Here is a 19,259-nt window from a genome sequence, read left to right on the forward strand (position 1 = left end):
ACTTTACACCAGAACAGGCTAAGTTTGACCCACACTTTAAGATTAACCCTGTTTCTTTTCTAACAAGTTCGATGAAATAGTTAATTCATTTCTAACAAGTTCAATTGGATAGTTAATCGAACTTGTTTTTTTACTAATGGATAGAAAATCGAAACTCTATTCCTGCGTGGTATATGAATAGTTCTTGATATGTATGGAAAGCTACATATATTAAGGAATTGTGTATATTAGTTCGATTTACCATCCAAAAAGGTATACCAATTTGGATGGTAAATCGAACTTTTTTTAATAGTATGGACGGAAAATCGAACCTTTATACAATTAAAAATGTCTATAAACTTATACTCGTTTCCTATATTTTTTAGGAGGTGATATGTTGTACTATTCTTTTCTACGGAATTTTTTGAACTACCAATTATGAAAGCAACACCACACATTTAAAACATCCTAAGTGACGGTAGTTTGCTCGCTTACGTCCTCTTTTAAGAATATATAAATCGCTATTTCAACCTATTCCCGCTCTACATTTCACATATATGTCTTATCTTGTTTTAGATTAACCACATTACAACCAAATTTATCGTATTTCCAAATGCTTTTACAATTGGATAAATGTTTTAGGTTAGTATTAGCGAAAGGTAAATAAAGTCTTTTCTTTCCATTTCTTAAGCAGAGCTAATGCCTTCCTATTCTGTTCCTGCCTTTTCTCACTTAGTTTTAATAATAACCAAGATAAAAAGGGTAATCTATTTTCCTCATTCCGCTTACTGTATTCTTTCAGTTTTTTTGCATAAACATTCCTTAACGCAGAATTTATTCCTGAAATTAAACCATCAAGTTGCAAAAAGTTGATATTAGTAATGCTAACACTTCAGCAATTTCATTGTTCCAGTGTTGGAAAGATCTCGAAAAGTTTTTCATGTATTATATTTTCTCGATCAATTAGTATAGTTTATATTTACAAAAGTCATTTAAAAATATCCACTTACTATTTTAGTAAGTGGATATCTTAGTCGTTTATATTTCTATATTACCATTACTGCCCACCCATCTGAGTATCCATCATGAGGTTTACTCAATTCATCAAGTCTCTTTTGCATACCAATGATGTCATCATAATTCAAAAACATTTGTACAAAACAATAACACGTCCACTCACCTGTTGCATCATCTTTTTCTAATTCGCAATTGAAGCCCTTTTCCTTCAAAGTTTTTAAAACTGCTTTACCTTTTTTATAATCTGGGACTGCAACAAAAAAGTCTACATTTTGTGGTTCTCCAAATTTAATACCTTCTTCATATAGCATTTTTAATACGTTCCCATCATCATCATTAGGAAAAATCATAGCATCTTACTCCTTATGTTTTAAGAATTTAATGTTCTTTATAATAATATTACTGATAATTTTTCTAACCAATGATAAATTTAATTATAACTCTGAATTCAGATCTTTCAATTTATGAGAGTAATGCTTTTTTTGATTAAAATAAACGTAATTTAGCCTCTCGCAATAATGTAAATCACCATCTAGGATTGTTGTTCCAACAAATATTAAAGACTCCAAATTATCTAAACTCTCAATAAAGCTTAAAGAAGAAATACCCCCACAATCAAGTAAGTTAAGCATTTTTAATTTCTTTAATTTTTCTATATAAGTAAAGTCTTCTATATTCCTACAATTTTCCAAAGAAAATCTTGTTATGGATAGAGAAGTAGACCGTAAAGCTGAAATATCTGTTAATTTTCTCAATCCGTACAGATCTACTTCTTTTATATTCCTCATTTTCTCAATACCTATCAATGTTTCAATATTGCCCTGTGATAAAGCTATTGCTTCTAAATTCGGGATTCTTGATAACTCTAATAATGATTTAGAAACAGGTTTATAGCCAAACAACTCTACTCTTGTTAATTTAGATAACTTTTCCAAACCGCTCATATCTGTTGGTATTCCACCATTTAACTGTTTTAGTTCAGCAAGTTCCCCTATGTCAATTTTCACTTTTTGGTTTACATTTAAACTTAGCATTTGAAGATTCTTCAAATGGGTTAGTCCTTCAAAATTTTTAATATTAGTATTAGAAATTTGCAATACTTCTATTAAAGAACAGTTTTCTAAGAAATCAATGTCATTTTTTTTATAATTACCCTCAATTGATACATTTTTGAAACCATTTGTGTTGATAACATCTACTGCTTCTTCTAAATGTTCAGAAGATACAACAATTGTTTCTTCAATATCGTCTGGGTACTTAATTATTTCATGATTACCAATAAACCTAGTTTTCACTGGTCATCCTCCAAACTATTATTCTCTATAATACCTGCCATTATCCTGTTTATAATACTTTCTGCCTGGACTATGGATTTTATTATACAACTTCCCGCCATTTCTAAACTTATACTTTTGCATATATTTATATTCAGTCTTAAAAGCTTCACGGTGATTTTTGGCTGGTATCCATACTTTAGAAACAACCTTGCTATCTCTACCATGTTTCTTAGCAGATTTGTTCATTCTTTTCCTATTACCTTTACCTACATATCGATAACCGTTCTTGTATTTAATAATATAGGTACCTGGCCCCTTTGTAGCTTTCTTGAAATTTTTTACCTTTTTAATTTTTTTATAACCTTTATATACCTTATATCCCCTATATGCCCAGATTGCAAATTGAACATAATGTCCATCCGGATCGACCAACATAACCGGATTATTGTTAGCATAAGTATAACCGTTTTGTGTCAAGATATCATCATCATCACCAGGATCTGGATCTAATGATAGAAATACACCATGAGTTGAATGATAGTATCTTGCCATGAGATAATACATGCCTGTTTCATGGTCATATTGATAACCTGCATATCGATATGGGTTATCCACAACAGTGCTATCTTCTTTTACCTCTAATGGATTTCCCCATGCATCATATTGATAACTTGCAACCACTTCACCTTGTTGATTGGTTAATGCAATGACATCACCATGAGCATTGTAATGATAGTAGAACTTACTATCTCCCTTTTTCATTGAAAGAAGCTGTCCAGATTCTGAATACAGATAGGAACGAACAATCTCACCTTTGTCATTTGTCTCAAATAATACATTAAGACTGTCGCCATCATAGAAATAATTTGTAACTCTGGAATTCACAATCTTTTGAATCCTACGACCATCTTCATCATACTTATATTTGGCAAATGGCGAGGACTCTCCAATCTTTTGAATAGAGACTAATTGATCCTTGGAATTCCATGTATAACTATATTGCCCGTCCTGAGTTCGATTTCCATTTGCATCGTAGGAAATTGATTCATCACCGAACTTTTTCAGTTGGTTTGCTTGATTATACTCACTAGTTGTACTGCTCGTTTGTCCATTAGTTGTTTTCTTAAGGAGTGTTCGGTTTCCAAATCCATCATAGGAGTATTCAATTTGAGTTCCATCTCGTAATAATTCTTTTTCAAGCTGGTCTAAATTTCCATATTCGTACGTAATGGTATCTCCGTTTCGATAGTCTATCTTCGTCCTATTACCATTTTTATCATACGAATAGCTTTCATCAAGAACATCATTTCCATTAGCAAGCCCGACAACTAATTGGGATACTAAACCACGGTCATCGTATTTGAAGGAGGCACCCGCACTATTACCTGTTGTAAATGTTTTAACGTTTCCTCGTTCATCATAATCAAATCGATAGTCAACTTCTCCATCATTCACTATAATATTTTGATCCAACTCATTATATTTATAAGTATTTTTAAGCACAGTACTTCCATAAGACAATATAAATTCATTTAACTTATCAGAAGTTGTTGAATACTTCCATTCCTGAGTTGATCCGTTGTCAGTTTGTTTCGTTACACGATTAGACGTATCAAATACTCTAACTTTTGATCGATTTTCTTTACTGTATACAACCGATAATTCGTTCCCATTCTTATCATAAGTGTACTCATACATTAACTCATCGTTGATTTTTTCATTCTTAATTCGATCTGTTCCATCATATTCCCACGACAGAATTTGATTATTGGGTAATACTGTTTTTATTTTGTTACCGTTAGCATCGTATTCATTACTGGTAACTTCATTGAGAGGTCCTTTTGTTTCAGTCAAATCCCCGTTCATATCATATTGATACGTATATTCTTGTGCTGTCCCCTCGGTCGGTACAATTTTTTTTGAAGTCATACTTCCATTTTTATCATATTCATATTGAATAGTTGTACCGGTGCTAAGCGTTAATTTCTTAAGCTGATTGGAAGAATCATATTGGTATTCCTTTACCTCACCTTTTGGATCAGTTTCAGTGAGCTTATTCCCATAGCTGTCATATGATTTTTTTTCTTTATAGCCAAGTTCATCTTCGCTTTCTGTTTCATAGTTTCCGGCTGAATCATACTTGTTCTTTGTAATAATAAACCCTTTAATAATTCTAAAATCGTCAAACCAGACTGTACCTGTATAGTTACCTTTGAATACAGTAGAGATATCCACCTTCGTAATTGGCTTTTTAGAAGGGATATTTATTGCTGTACGGTTCCACTCCTGAGTACCAATTGGAAATGCAGAAATATATTCTTCTGATGTACCATCTGTATAATATACTTTTCCTGCAATTGAGTAATCTCGATCAGATACCGTTCCTTTCTTAGTAACCGTATCTGCTTTTGATAAACCAGTTAATGTCAAATAAAGCGGTGTATCAGAGACATTTTGTCCAATAGTAATAGTTTGTTTATACTCACTGGCTGCCTGTGTTTGAGAGATTCTTGAGACCTTTAATGATGTGCTATCATCAAATCCATCACTGGTATCGATTGCTCCACCAGAACCTGTCCAACTTGTTAAACTTTTAAAGCTACTATTAATAATTGGGTTATAGCTGGATGATACTTCAGCCTTTTCCAACTGAATCGCATCGAACCATGCACTACCTGAAGCATTTGCATCTGAATGGTCCACTTCCAAATAAATTCGAACTTTAGCTGTTTTTTCTGGAGTCTTAAATGAGAATTGGCGCTCAGTCCATGTTCTTTCCCCAGTAATTTGGCTATAACGATTATCACCCCAGGCAATTCTTTTATTGTCTGCATCTAGAAATTCAACATTAAAGAATGCATGGGCTTTTGTTAAATCTGTTTTAATTACTCCACTAAGTGAGTATTGAGCATTTTCCTCAACTGGTACTTCTTGTGTCGCTGCAATATAACCTTTAGATGAACTTGTTGGTTGTGTTGTCATTTTGACTGATTTATTACCAGAAAAACCACGATAGGTTTTCGTAGTTGAGTCACTCGAAATACTACCTGTATCATTTGATTTTAGTTCAGTCCATCCAGTTAAAGTGTTTTCAAAATTATTGTTTACTAAAAGATTAGAAGCTGTTCCCAATGTGTAGCTTGATTCAATTAAATTCCCATTACTTTTTCCATTGGAATCCTTTTGATATTTTGCAACCGATGATGTCTTTCCAGTTTGGTCTGTTTCGGATACAGCATCTAGTCCTTCATAGGCGATGGTTGTTTCGTCTCCTTCTGTATCAACGGCAGAAGTAACATCGTTGTTGTCATTATATTCATAGGTTTCGGTACCATAGCTATCCGTAGCTGTAATTACATTTCCATTTGAATCATACTCATATTTTTCCGTTGGTTTAGATGCATTTTCATCATTAGGGTCCTTTGATTCTATTAGGTTGTTACCTTCATATTTATAGCTTGTTTTAATTTTCAAGCCATCTACATCTTCAATGACCTCAGTTGGATTTGCTGCATCATTATATGAGTATTTGATTTTTTTACCATTCGGTTGAGTCAATAATAACGATTTGTTCTTTAAGTCATAGTCTAAAGTATGTTTATTCCCTTTCGGATCGGTTGCCTCCGTTAGATGTTTAGTCACTGAATCATATACATACTGATTGGCGACTGGTTTTGTATCCGTATGGGTTGGTTCATAAATCTTGGTTAATAAGCCTCCATTGTATTCATAATTAGTAACCTCACCAGATGTTTGAGTAGTTTTGGCCAAGAAACCATCCTTATATTCATAAGTGACCTTTTTATCAGCTGGACCAGTTAGACTCTTTACGAAACCGTCTTCGTTATAATCTAACTGAAGTTTGCGTCCTGAAGCATCCGTAATGGTTATTACCTTACCATCAGTATTGTAAGTGTATGTCGATGCATTCCCATATCCATCTGTAATTTTTGTTAAACGACCAGTTGCTTTGGCAAAATGAGCATTCGTTTGATCTTTTGTTTTTATGATGAAATATTCACTATCTTCCGTTAATTCTAGATACACCCCAGTAGGAGCCTTAAACGTCCCATCCTCTAATTTTGTAAAAATATGGACAGTTCCATCCTCATCTATTAAGGTTACTTTTTTTCCATCTGATGAAGATGTTACTGACATTTCTACATCTGCCTGCCATCCTGGTCCAAAAATCCCGATAGAATTGGATAAACTGTTATAGGTTCTAGAAATGCCTATAGAAGGTCCTCTGCCTGATATGGATAAATCCTCTTCCTCTATCATTAAGTTCCCGGTGGCCATATTAACGTTACCTGAAGGCACTTCAATAATTGACCAATATTCCTCTGATCCTAAAAGTTCAACAGGCTCACCAAAGGTAGGTGTTAAAGCATTGGAATAAATCGTTTCTCCCTTTTGATCGTATGCACTTATCCTGAACCAATAATTCTTACTGGTTTGATAAGTGCCTCCTGAGTTTTTATAAACTGGTGAAGGATCAATCGCTAATTCTGCTCCTTTACCATCGGTATGAAGAGCATATTTCCCCTCACTAATTTCAGTTGCTGTTGGCCAAATCCCTTTATTTTGTGAAGTCCAGGTTGTTTTAGCACCCACGTCATATGGCTGATAACTCTTTCCATTAAACACCCAAACTTTATACCCTGTAGCGCCTTCTATCTCATTCCAATTTAATACCGTATAGCCCGACTTGCTCGTAAGCATATTAGTATAGGTAAAACCAGTAGGAGCAGCAGGTTTTTTTATGGTAGTGATTGATGGCGTATATGCATTAGAATTTATTGTTTCCCCTTGAGAATTGTAGGCAAGAACTCTTATCCAGTAATTCGTACTTGTCTGATAACTCCCCCCGGAATTTTTATACACAGGTGCTGGATTTACTGGCAATTCGCTTCCGGCATTATCTTTTAAATGTAATTTGTACCGACCAGCGCTAATTTCACTGCTTGTCGGCCAATATTTCTTATCCTTAGTAGTCCAGGAAGTGACATTGCCAACATCTAAATACTCATTTTCCTTACCATTGAAAAGTACAATCTTATATCCGGTAGCGCCACTGACAGCCTTCCATTTAAAATCAATATATCCCGTTCCATTTCCATTTGAATAGCTGGTTCCTGTAGGAGCTGACGGCAGGGCCAGATTCGGTAAGGTTGGTTTATAATACCCCGATTGCGGTCCTTCTCCTTGGCTAAATATAGCACTTACTCTAAACCAGTAATTTTTACTTGTTTGATAACTTCCCCCTGAGTTTTTATAAACCGGTGAAGGATCAATCGCTAATTCTGTTCCATTCCCATCTTGATGTAAGTCGTACTTACCAGCGCTTATTTCTGAGGCAGTCGGCCAGATTTTCTTACCCTTAGTTGACCAGGAAGTTACGTTTCCTACACTAAAAGATTCATAATCTTTACCATTGAATATCCAAACTTTATAACCTGTGGCACCTTTAACAGCTGACCAGGATAGATTTGCATATCCATTACCGTTTCCATTTGAATACAACTTACCTGTCGGAGTACTTGCTGTTGGGATAGTATACGTAACAGATAAATAAGGTTTCAGGCTTGAATTAGATGTTGAGACAACTTTTTTCCAATATGACTGTCCATTTCCATTTGTATGGAGTTTGAATCCATAACTTTGTTTTGCACCACTTGCCCAGTCTTTGACAATATTAGTCACATTAAAATTTGCCCAACTATCTCTCGCAACATCTACTTTACCTATATTGGTAGAAGTAGGTTTATTATTCCAATTCAATGTACTAGCAGTCCAAGAACTGTTTACTGAATCCAGCCACAATCCATTCGCTGCAGAAGAATAGGAATGTGTCACATATACATTAAATGTAGCGCTGGTTACATTCATGTTTTTAAAACTATTAATACTGTGGTTAAGAAAACCATAGGTTGTACCAGTAGTACCATCGTAATAACCAGTTTTTAAGACATATTGTCCCTGTCCTGAATCCCATTTACTAGATGTGGAACTATAGTTAGTGGTAGGATATGCACTCATTACAAAAGTATCTGAAGATGTATTGATTGATGTAGTTGGATCGATATAAATAGGATATTTTCGTTCTTTTGCTTTCAGCCAATTCGGGTTAGCATTCACTGTCAAAAGATAGCCGTTTTTATCTTTTTCTAGTTCATATTCAACCTCATCGGATTTTTGCGATTCCCCTTTGCGGTCATCATAGTTGGAGTCTGTCATGAAGGGTTTAGGCAAATCAAATATTTTTTGATTTTTTTCATCAAAGAAATAGATTGAACCATCTTTTTGTATTTCAGCTTCTAAATCAGTATCTAACTTAAATTTGAATATATGATAGCCATTATATGATTTTAAAACTAAATCTTCTTTGACATTTTGACCGAAAGTTAAATTTTGAAGGTCTATATTAGGAAATACATTTTTATGCGAGATTTTATTAGCTTTTTTCTTATATTGTGCATGGACGTCTCTTGCTGCTATTGTTTCTTTATCTGCTCCAGATGCTGACAAAATAGAGTAATCTATTTTATGACCTTTAATATCAAATTCAGCATATAGACCAGATTCCATTTTCTTTTTAAAGTTTGTATTGATTATAGTGTTTTCTGTATTGATCTCATCTGTATTATTACTATCTTCAACTAAATCTGCAGAAATTTCTTCGAAGTTCTTTTTTCCCTTTACTTTTTTATGAATAGGTTCAAAGTAAATATCTTTTCGATATTTTCCTTTTCCTTCATAAAACACTTTTTCATTTTCTGTTCTTTTTTCAATTACTTCCCCTATTTCAAAATCTTCTATAGTCGGGTTATTTGGATTGCTACTCTCTGCTTTTTTTGATATAGGCTCAGCATTACTATTAATTGGTGGTATACTGCTTACAATTAAAAGCGCAACCAAAAATTGTATTAGGCCTTTTTTCCACGGACTTTTCAACACTTTTCCCCCTTAATGTAAATTAATATAAAAAAACGAACACTTTAGGCATATAAGTAATTTAGCCTCACCTCCTTCAAGACAAAAGTTTTACATATTTTACATTTTTTTCTATAATAATAAGAATATTATAATCACTTAACACGTTTATTTCACCAAGAAAAAAAGACTCTGATAAAAACAGGTAAAATTACCTATTTTTATCAGAGTTTAAGTGAGTTCATTATAATGCTAACTACATCAACCAACATGCTATAATCGTTAGTTTTCAAAAAATCAAGTCATGATTCCTTTTGTCTTTACGAATATCATGATTGAGTGATTAGTTCCAAAAATTTTTTAAAAATTATATAAAAGCAGTCAATCAATATCAAATATTAAGACTAAAATGATGAACACCCTACCTCACCCACCATTTTTAGTACTTGTACACACTGCACAAAAATTGCACAGAATTTCTAGAAACAATGGAATTAAGAGATTCAGCTTGTATAAATAATCACTACCGGCATGATTTAATGGACTGTATGGACTCTATTTATGCATATATTGTGTATAAGATTCGGAATAGTAAATTGACAGGGTGGGTGGCGCTGGTTCGAACCCAGTCGGAATCATATATTTTAATAAGACTTTGTCCTAGTCGCTCACTGACCACTTTGTATTCTCCCAATCCCATAAGAATCGTTGCATGAGTATAAACTTAACAATTGTCACTCCTTATCCTTCTAACTTTGCGGATTCTATTAGTGCCAAGTATCCCTATTTCGTAAAGAATTTTCTAAATAACAACTTAGTTACAAATTAAACACTCCTTTTGGGCTATATTAATTCTGAAATTCAATTCTTTTATTTTCACTCTGATGTTATATTCATGATAATCTCTTTCTTCCATCTGTGTTTCGGTGATTCATTTACACTAATAGCAATAGAATATCTCCTACCACAAATTTAGATTCATTTATAACTTTTTAATTTTTATAAACACAAACATCAGATATAATATACCATTTATGAATAAATATGGTATTTTGTATACATGGTTAAAATTTTTCTCCTTCGGAAAGGGGCAAATCCTATATGTTATTTAACATTAGAAATTTTAAAGGTATTCAAGACCTACTTTATGAAGATTTTAAACCGTTCACGGTATTATCTGGTATTAATAGTGGCGGAAAAACATCTTTTATTCAGTTTATGTTGCTTATCAAACAAACCATTGAATCAAATGAAAATGATTTACCTTTAGTTCTAAATAACACATACACATCATTAGGAAATTTTAAGGATGTAGTAAATAATAAAGACCTTAATAAAAAATTAGGTTTTAAATTTGTATTTAATTCAAATGATAGAATAAAACTTCAACACTCTACCTTAGATAATATTTTCAAAGCATATTTTGGGTTGAAGTTAAAAAATATTACTATAAATATAGATTTTTTTTACAAAAGCAAACAGATTTATATTGAAAATTATGAGCTAACATATGAATTCGAAAAAGATATTATATTTTGGATAAATTTCAAACGTGAATGGGGAAAGCGATATTTAGTCAAAAGTAATAGTGTGATTTTTGACCGCTATGGATATGGGCAAGTATTGCAAAAATGGAGGAGAGAGAAAAACAAAAAAATAGAATTAGATCCATTAATGTCTCAATATTACAATGATAGTAGAATTGAAGGAACAGTCAACTTCGAGCATTTCTTTCCAAACAGTATTGACTATAAAAATAATAATAATTTGAAAGAAACAATGTGGTTTTCTAACGTAATTATTAATACCAAAAAATTATTTACAAGTTTTTTCAATCAAATGTCATACATTGGACCTTTAAGAGAAGAACCTAAAAACTTTTATCTTAACAATAATGATACTGATATTAATATAGGAAATAGAGGTGAGCATGCTACCTATATATTAGCTCGGAAAGCAACGAAAATCGTGAATTACTATAGAATCTATAAAGCAGATGACCAAACTACGATTCAATATGATCTGACAAAAGGAACACTTGAAGAGGCTGTGAATTATTGGTTATGCAAAATTTTTAAATTAGCACATGAAATTAAAGTCAAACCTTATAAAGATGATAGAATATATGAAATCGAAATAACGAATAATTCAAAAATGAAAACTTCTATATCATCGGTAGGCTTTGGTGTTAGTCAAATACTGCCCATAATTGTAGAAGGTCTTAGTTCAAAACCAGGTTCAACACTGATACTAGAGCAACCAGAAATTCATTTACATCCTAGAGTACAAAGCTTATTATTTGATTTTTTATACAGCTTAACCCTTGATAAAAAAAATATAGTCGTAGAAACCCATAGTGATCATTTAATAAATAGACTTAGAAGAAGAATAGCAGAAGATTTAAATAATCAAATTGTACAACGAACAGGATTGATATTTTTCGAAAGTACCGTTGAAAAATCCGACCATATTATCTTAGATTTAAATATATATGGAACTTTAGAATATTGGCCAAATGGATTTTTCGATCAACAGGATGACGATTTAAGAGCAATAGTTAAGGCTCAAAATAAGAAGAGAAAATTACTTAGAAAGGAAAGTCCGGAATGGAAGACCTTCTAGTATTAGATCCATCCTGTTTCATTTGGGATAAAGACGACTTTCTAGAGAATAAATATATATATTATGAGTTAATCGAAAAAATAATAGATACAATAGAAATCCTAGATGTAAATAATGCGCAATTTTTATTAAGTACATTAACTATAGAAGAGATAATTAATTGCTTTCCAATAGGGCTGGTTCTCAATGAACTAAAAACTTCAAATTTGTCAGATTCAGTCAATATAATTTATACATTTTTAAGCAAAATACCAGATAATATGATTGATGTATCATATTTTAATCCAGATATATATTCGGATCCCGAAATCAGTAAAAGCTATTTCAGTGAAGATTTAAATATAGAATTAGAATTTGTTCTTAAAGAAATGACATTAATCACCAAAAAGATTTCTTATATAACGTCCGACGAAATCTGGAAAAAAGGGCATAAACTAAATCTTTATATCAATTCATTAAATCAACTGGTAAAGAGTGTTTTAGTCTTACAAACCCCCAATGAATTGGAAGAGTATATTAAATCTCAGAAAAGAATATTTGAACCGTCACCGAAACATAAAGAAGGAACCGCTTGGGGTACTGTTTTATCAAAGGAACTCGAAATTGAATGTAAAAACTTAATAGAATCTGCAATACCCGATACTTCTAGTAAGACTGAAGCGTTATACGAATATTCATTTCAATATGATCAATATATAATTTTCAGAAAGACAGTTAATACAATATATCATGCTTATCCGATTAGCTCCCATGACGTCCCACATATAGTAAAGAAAGTCCTTGAGGAAAAGTATTCAAAAATTTAACAGGGCTTTTAACTCTAATAAACATTTTGATATATTTACACGCTGAACATAAAATGAACAGAATTACTTTAGAAAATGAAGTTATGAGGTATTAGCTTATAGAATTACTTAATATAGGTTATCCAGTTACCACCACAGATGATGATTATATAATTACTCATGCTCTATTTAACCAGGTTGTTATAAAGTACGTAGTGAATCATAAACTCCTTTAGAAGAAAGTTTTGTTTAAAAGATACACCCTACCCCACCCACTAGTATTAATACTTATACAAACTGCACAAAAATTGCACAGAATTTCTAGAAACAATGGAATTAAGAGAATCAGCTTGTATAAATACTCACTTACATCCTGAATTAATGGACTGTTTGGACTCTATTTATACATATATTGTGTATAAGATTCGGAATAGTAAATTGACAGGGTGGGGGTCGCTGGTCGAACCCAGTCGGGATCATACTTTTTTAAGAAGACTTAAACCTAAGTGTATCAAGGGTTTGAGCTGTTTTTCTGTAAATGACCGATTCCCCCTGTATATTACAAAAATGCAGAAGCATACAGCAGATCTGTTTGGTGAACATTTTGGATATAATGGAGACAGTTGAACACGTTGGAAACACTAGACTCGTGTAGCTTTATAGATTTAAAATATAAAAAAAGTGATCAAAATGACTTTGATCACTTTTTTGTTCCCAATTTCCTATGTCCTCTATTCAATATAAAATCAAATACCATAGTATAATCGATATGAAAATCCCAAAATCAGGAATTATATATTTCTCTGTTTAGATTCACAATATCTTTATGTGACAATCCAGCTGAAAACTTCTCTATAACCTTGTCCCGTAGTAACGGTGCTTTTTCTTTATTGGCTTTTTTCAATGCTTGCATGAGCTCATCTTTTGTTAGTTCTGTGCAATAAGCAGGAGTTCCTGGTTGTTGTCTCCAAGAGTCACTTAAAGAACCACTATCTACCGTGTCGAAGCCTAGCTCGTTTACTACGTACATGACTACTTGTTTTCTTGATGGGTCATCACCAGCAATTGCCATTGCAATTCTACCGCCAGAATCTTCGGATTTTCCTCCATTTTCCAAAGTATAGACTAATAAGTTATTGAATCCTTTAATGATAGGTCTGCCTAATTGATTCGAAACCCAAACACTTTCAACCATTCCATTTTTAATTTCTTCAATTTCGCCGTCTCTATATGGATAATAATTTGAAGTATCTACAATGATTACTTCCTCTCCGACTTGATCGATAATGTTCCGAATACTCGGCAGTACGTGTAAAGGGATGGATATTATAAGAACTTCAATATTTTTAATGACATCCTCTACAAGCACAGGTGTTCCAGCGAGCTCTTTTCCTTCTAATTGTTCAATTCCTCGTGCATCTGCAATTTTGACATCATGTCCATTTTCAACTAATTTTTTAGAAATAATTGTACCTATTGGTCCTGCACCTATAATTCCAAATTTCATTATTGTTCCTCCTAAATATAATACTGATAGTCTGTAAGATTGAGTAAATGCATAGAAGATTTCGCTTACATCAAACAGGGGCCTATTCGGAAGCGCATTATAATACCGGATGGGCTGATTTAATAATGTCCTGTCTTAAAAAACCAAAATACATGCTGGAAAGAGAAAATTCTACTACCTCATCCGCATGTATTTATTGGAATGTTTATCTTAAGTTAAAAGTAATCAAAAACAGCTTTAACAAATCAAATCATTATTACTTAGAAATTAATTACTTTGTTGAGGTGGCTCCTCCATCTACTACAAACTCACTACCTGTAGCAAACTTAGACTCATCAGATGCTAAAAACAACACCATATACGCTAGGTCCTTAGGATCACCTAGATGCGGTGGAAGCGGGAAATTGGTTTCTATTGTTTTTCTCAATTCAGGGTAGTCTTTTAACGAGCTTTCTACCATCGGGGTACTAATTACACCTGGATGTACAGAGTTCACACGAATATTATCTTTTGCTAGTACTTTTGCTGCATGCTTTGTCATCGACCGAACAGCACCTTTAGAAGCGCTATAGGCTACATCATACCCATCAGGAGCTCCACCAACAATGGCACCGATTGAAGACATGTTAATGATTGACCCATGACCGTTTTCCTGCATTTTAGGAATCACCGTTTGCATTCCTAAAAATACACTAGTTGCGTTTATTGCCAAAACTTTATTCCATTCTTCTAGTGTTGCTTCCTTTACACTTTTTCCTATCTGAATAGCAGCGTTATTTACTAACACATCGATCTTACCATATTTTCTAACAGTCTCATCAATAGCAATTTTCCATTCATCAGGAGAGGATACATCTAGTTTTAAAGCAAGGGCATCTCCGCCTTTTGCATTAATTTCATTTACTCCTTCTTGTAGAAGTTCAAATTGTATATCTGCCGCTACTACCTTTGCTCCTTCTTCAGCAAACGTTTGAGCCATTGTTAACCCCATTCCACCTGCTGCACCTGTAATGATTGCAACTTTACCATCTAATCTAGCCATTGTAATTCCTCCTATAAAGTAACTCTAATTCCTTTAAAGATATACTCTCTCTTTTATGAAATTTTGAAAGTAAACCATATCTGCATTTGTTAATTTATACGGCAGATTATTTATTTATAGTTGCTCTTGCTCCGTCTACTACATAGTCTGCTCCACTTATATAACTAGCTTTATCCGATGCTAAAAATGCAACTACTTCAGAAACTTCTTCTGGATTTGCAAAACGTTTCATTGGGAGCAGATTTTGAGACACATCATCAATCTGTTCTTTAGTAAGTGTAGCTTCAGCCATTGGAGTGAGTATTGCACCAGGAAGAATAGCATTGACTCTAATATTTTTATCAGCAAATTCATATGCCGCTTGTTTTGTAAGACCTCTGATAGCAAATTTTGAAGCAGTATAAGCTGGATTAACTGTAATATCATGTCTCAATCCAGCAAGTGAAGAAATATTTATAATAGACCCACTATTATTTTCAAGCATTGTAGGTAAGACAGCTCTCATACCGTAAAATATACCGTTTTGGTTAATATCAATTATTTTTTTATACAAGCTTTCTTCTATATCTAAAAGTCCAGTTATTGCGCCTGCAAGTCCTGCATTATTCACTAAAATATCAATAGTGCCAAATGTATCTTTAGTTATTTGTACTATATTGTTCCAACTCTTGGGATTTGTAACATCTAATTCTACAAAAATAGCCTTATCTTCACCTATGTCTCTTGCTATTTTTTCTCCATTTTCTGTATCAAGATCTCCTATTACAACTCTAGCACCTTCTTCAGAAAGCTTTCTTGAATGAAATTCCCCCATACCTTTGGCCCCGCCAGTAATAATCGCTACTTTTCCATCTAAAAGACCCATTATTATTCCCCCTAAATGTCATTCCCCATTTTAAAAGATTTAAATTCTTAGAGAACGCTGTCATTTATATGTTAGAGTTAATCGACTTAACACTCAATAAGTAGGTATAATGAATTTGTTGAATAATCAACAAATTCATTATATTTGTTTATCTCCAGGCTTGATAAATGGATAAAAGGGTGATCTATATTGAATAATCCAAATCGACAAATACGAAAGAGACAATTAACAAAGAAGTTACTAAAAAATGCTTTTATAGATTTGATATTAGAAAATAATGATGTGCATTCTATCACAATAAGTGAAATTACCGATCGAGCTGATTTTAATAGAGGTACTTTCTATATCCATTACCAAGATAAAATCAATCTCCTAGAAGAGTTATACCAAGATGCTATTGAAGGGATAGACCAGGCTATTAAAAAACCATACAAAAATAAGAGCAAGGTGTTTTTAAATGAGGTTATTCCTTCTAATAAGCTCATATTTGAGTATATCGAAAAGCATAAAATGTTGTTTAAAGCTTTAGATCTTATAGAGGACAATCCAGATATATATAAGCGGCTCGAACTATTTTTATGGAATTTATTTAGTAAAGAAATTTATATTGAACGAGAAACTGACATACAGGAAACAATGTATGATATCTTTCTAAGTTTTCAAGTCTCCGCTACAGTTGGTGTCATAAAGTATTGGATTAAAAATGATTTTATTTTCTCTACAAATGTTATGAGCGAACAATTAACATCTTTTTATTCGGATAAAGTAATTGCGATGAATTTCAGGAATAGGAACCTTGATTGAGAGAAGTTTTTTCTACACTTGGATGTAAAGATTTAATCCCTTCGTTTTACCGTCTATTAATTTCTCGGGCATTAAATAATAAACAACAAATTACCTTTCGATACTTTGAATGGAGAGAGTGGGGGAAAGGCTAAAGGAGAAGGTTTTTTTATTTTATTGGTAATGGTTGAATGATTGGTAAGTAGGTGAAGCTATGGGAGACAGCAAAAAAGCTGTCTTTTTTAGGCGATTAGCAACAATCTTTACGAACAGAGCCAAAATAAAAGACAGCAATAATGCCGTCTTTATTATTGGCCAAGGGATTCCCCTAACATACTTTCCAACTCTTCTTGAATTTCCTCTTGAGTCATTTCATCTACTGGCTTATATTTGCCATCTGCACTGTAATCTGCCGGATTATCAGTCGGGCCACTTTCTGGCACGTATTCACCAACTGTATTGTAATCATCAGGACTAGTGGAAGGTGCGGTTGGATCTGATTCCAACTCATCTTCTGTATAAGGAGATTCATCTGTGCTTGTTGAATCGTCTACTGTGTCTGTTGTATTCACCGGGGATTCGTAATCTAATTCGCTATCTTCGTTATCAGAGTTGCATGCTGATATTAACAATAAGGATAATACCGTCATAAAAACTGTCATCCATCGTTTTAATTTCATATACACACCACCCAATATTTTACTTTAGACCCATTGTACCATGTGACTAACCTACCGGATATCATCAATTAAAATAAAATGAATTGCCTTTCTTTTTTATCAGATCTATATTAATTCCTAGCATTGGATTCAAAACAATTAAAGACTCCTATCAATTGACTTAATAAGATGCACGCCCTACCCCCACTCACCAGTACTCATTCATATACAGACTGAACAAAAATTGCACAGAATTTCTAGATACAATGGAATTAAGAGATTCAGTTTGTATAAATAACCGCCGGCACCTTGAAGCATATAATTCAGAATAGTAAATTGACAGGGTGGGAGTCGCTGGTTCGAAACCAGTCGGGATCATAATTTTTAAGAAGGCTTAAACCTATGTGTATCAAGGGTTTGGGCCTTTTTTCTATTTTAAAGGTTTTGGAGCCGTTTATGATGTAATGCTTTCCATCGTCCGACAGCACTGCAGTGGTTTTCGCACTTAGAGCATCCGACCCCGAGAAAGGCTCCGTTACGCAGTATGCACCGACTTTTTCGCCCGTAGCGATACTGGGCAAATAATCTTCGTTTCTGCTCCGGAGTTCCAAAAGATACGATTGGTAAGTACCGATACCCATCTGTGTACCAGGTTTTACGTCCAAACTAGCCTTTCTCGTACTTTTCTTCAAGGAGCTTAAATATAGTAGTTGAGAGTACAATTAAAGAATTATATGCTACACTCCCTTTTTCAGAATCGGAGACTACTTTTGTTGCTCATGTAATTGATTATATTGAAGATAATATGTCATTCTATAAATAGAAAAAGAAGTGCAATAAAAATCCGCTTTCTAAAGGAAAACGGATTTTTTCTAACCTTATGAAAGGTTGCACTTCATGGAAGTAGCTGCCAATAGGTTTTATTTGCTAATTCAATGCTCTTAGTTGGATAGATATTTTATCAAAGTCATATTGGGTCTAAATTTATTCCACAAAGTGAACATTTACTTCACCAATTTGTGTAAACTTGGCTGTAAACTGATCTCCTTTTTCTACTACTACCGCTGCGGATAAGGCACCTGATAAAATAACCTCCCCGGCTTTAAGTGTGACACCATATTCCGATAATTTATTCGCTAACCAAGCAACACATAGAGCCGGATCTCCTAAAACATCCATCCCTTTTCCTTCATTAATCACTTGGTTATTTTTTAAAAGTTGCATATGAATGCTAATTAAATTTACGTCACTTATGTGAACTTTATTTGATCCAAGAACATAAAGTCCACAAGAGGCATTGTCGGCAACCGTATCTTCAAGTTTTATTTTCCAATCTTTAATACGGCTATCAACAACTTCAAGGGCAGGTACAACATAATCTGTTGCCCGTAGAACATCTTCTACAGTAACATTTGGGCCAACTAAATCTTCCTTAAGTACAAATGCAATTTCGCCTTCAATTTTTGGTTGAAATAATTGACTTAGGGAAATTTCTGCCCCCTCTTCTACATACATCGACTCTAAAAGATGTCCATAGTCCGGTTGATCTACACCTAAGAGATTTTGCATTGCAAATGATGTTAAACCAATTTTTTTGCCTGTGATACGATCACCTAGCATTGTTGCAATTTTAATTCGTTTGACTTGAATGGCATAGGCATCATCAATAGTCATTGTCGGCTCTTGTATTGTAAGTGGTATAATTGATTGATGTTTTTCATGTGCTTTATCAAGCAGTTGAATTACATTAGATATTAATTGCTCTGTTACCATAACTCCCCTCCTCTAAA

Annotated in this window: 11 protein-coding genes; 3 read left to right on the plus strand and 8 right to left on the minus strand. The window is 33.3% G+C overall.

Annotated features, from left to right (window positions below; genetic code table 11):
- Positions 1-1,025 precede the first annotated feature (1,025 nt).
- The 3 genes from AC4D4B_RS14270 to AC4D4B_RS14280 form a co-directional block, all read right to left on the minus strand.
- A complete protein-coding gene (locus AC4D4B_RS14270) occupies positions 1,026-1,346 on the minus strand; it encodes a ribonuclease E inhibitor RraB (protein ID WP_491000324.1) in 321 nt (106 codons plus the stop codon).
- 84 nt (positions 1,347-1,430) lie between these two features.
- On the minus strand, positions 1,431-2,291 hold the full coding sequence (locus tag AC4D4B_RS14275; RefSeq protein ID WP_491000325.1) for a leucine-rich repeat domain-containing protein: 861 nt from the start codon (positions 2,289-2,291) through the stop codon (positions 1,431-1,433).
- An 18-nt stretch (positions 2,292-2,309) separates the two neighbouring features.
- On the minus strand, positions 2,310-8,510 hold the full coding sequence (locus AC4D4B_RS14280) for a DNRLRE domain-containing protein (RefSeq protein WP_491000340.1): 6,201 nt from the start codon (positions 8,508-8,510) through the stop codon (positions 2,310-2,312).
- A gap of 1,797 nt (positions 8,511-10,307) precedes the next feature.
- Between AC4D4B_RS14280 and AC4D4B_RS14285 the strand changes: the two genes are divergently transcribed.
- Entirely contained in the window at positions 10,308-11,828 is a 1,521-nt protein-coding gene (locus tag AC4D4B_RS14285) for a DUF3696 domain-containing protein (RefSeq protein ID WP_491000326.1), read from the plus strand.
- Positions 11,813-12,634: a hypothetical protein gene (locus AC4D4B_RS14290; protein WP_491000327.1), complete on the plus strand. Its 822-nt coding sequence runs from the start codon at positions 11,813-11,815 to the stop codon at positions 12,632-12,634. The genes AC4D4B_RS14285 and AC4D4B_RS14290 overlap by 16 nt, the downstream gene beginning before the upstream one ends.
- A gap of 763 nt (positions 12,635-13,397) precedes the next feature.
- Here AC4D4B_RS14290 and AC4D4B_RS14295 read toward each other — a convergent pair.
- The 3 genes from AC4D4B_RS14295 to AC4D4B_RS14305 form a co-directional block, all read right to left on the minus strand.
- Positions 13,398-14,120, minus strand: coding sequence for an NADPH-dependent F420 reductase (locus AC4D4B_RS14295; protein WP_491000328.1), 723 nt, complete (start codon positions 14,118-14,120; stop codon positions 13,398-13,400).
- A 271-nt stretch (positions 14,121-14,391) separates the two neighbouring features.
- Positions 14,392-15,162, minus strand: a complete 771-nt coding sequence (locus tag AC4D4B_RS14300; RefSeq protein ID WP_491000329.1) for an SDR family NAD(P)-dependent oxidoreductase — start codon at positions 15,160-15,162, stop codon at positions 14,392-14,394.
- A 106-nt stretch (positions 15,163-15,268) separates the two neighbouring features.
- On the minus strand, positions 15,269-16,027 hold the full coding sequence (locus AC4D4B_RS14305; RefSeq protein ID WP_491000330.1) for an SDR family NAD(P)-dependent oxidoreductase: 759 nt from the start codon (positions 16,025-16,027) through the stop codon (positions 15,269-15,271).
- A 189-nt stretch (positions 16,028-16,216) separates the two neighbouring features.
- Here AC4D4B_RS14305 and AC4D4B_RS14310 point away from each other — a divergent pair, with 189 nt between their 5' ends.
- On the plus strand, positions 16,217-16,831 hold the full coding sequence (locus AC4D4B_RS14310; RefSeq protein WP_491000331.1) for a TetR/AcrR family transcriptional regulator: 615 nt from the start codon (positions 16,217-16,219) through the stop codon (positions 16,829-16,831).
- 287 nt (positions 16,832-17,118) lie between these two features.
- On the opposite strand, the gene AC4D4B_RS14315 is transcribed toward AC4D4B_RS14310, so the two are convergent.
- Entirely contained in the window at positions 17,119-17,490 is a 372-nt protein-coding gene (locus tag AC4D4B_RS14315; RefSeq protein WP_491000332.1) for a hypothetical protein, read from the minus strand.
- A 963-nt stretch (positions 17,491-18,453) separates the two neighbouring features.
- Positions 18,454-19,242, minus strand: a complete 789-nt coding sequence (locus AC4D4B_RS14320) for a 2-keto-4-pentenoate hydratase (protein ID WP_491000333.1) — start codon at positions 19,240-19,242, stop codon at positions 18,454-18,456.
- Between the last annotated feature and the right edge of the window lie 17 nt (positions 19,243-19,259).

The sequence above is a fragment of the Pradoshia sp. Z6_59 genome (assembly GCF_058267515.1).

Bases quoted from the DNA above. Each gene is read 5' to 3' on its own strand.
- AC4D4B_RS14305 (WP_491000330.1), bottom strand. From the start codon at position 16,027: ATGGGTCTTTTAGATGGAAAAGTAGCGATTATTACTGGCGGGGCCAAA.
- AC4D4B_RS14295 (WP_491000328.1), bottom strand. From the start codon at position 14,120: ATGAAATTTGGAATTATAGGTGCAGGACCAATAGGTACAATTATTTCT.
- AC4D4B_RS14300 (WP_491000329.1), bottom strand. From the start codon at position 15,162: ATGGCTAGATTAGATGGTAAAGTTGCAATCATTACAGGTGCAGCAGGT.
- AC4D4B_RS14285 (WP_491000326.1), top strand. From the start codon at position 10,308: ATGTTATTTAACATTAGAAATTTTAAAGGTATTCAAGACCTACTTTAT.
- AC4D4B_RS14280 (WP_491000340.1), bottom strand. From the start codon at position 8,510: ATGACAGACTCCAACTATGATGACCGCAAAGGGGAATCGCAAAAATCC.
- AC4D4B_RS14315 (WP_491000332.1), bottom strand. From the start codon at position 17,490: ATGAAATTAAAACGATGGATGACAGTTTTTATGACGGTATTATCCTTA.
- AC4D4B_RS14290 (WP_491000327.1), top strand. From the start codon at position 11,813: ATGGAAGACCTTCTAGTATTAGATCCATCCTGTTTCATTTGGGATAAA.
- AC4D4B_RS14270 (WP_491000324.1), bottom strand. From the start codon at position 1,346: ATGATTTTTCCTAATGATGATGATGGGAACGTATTAAAAATGCTATAT.
- AC4D4B_RS14320 (WP_491000333.1), bottom strand. From the start codon at position 19,242: ATGGTAACAGAGCAATTAATATCTAATGTAATTCAACTGCTTGATAAA.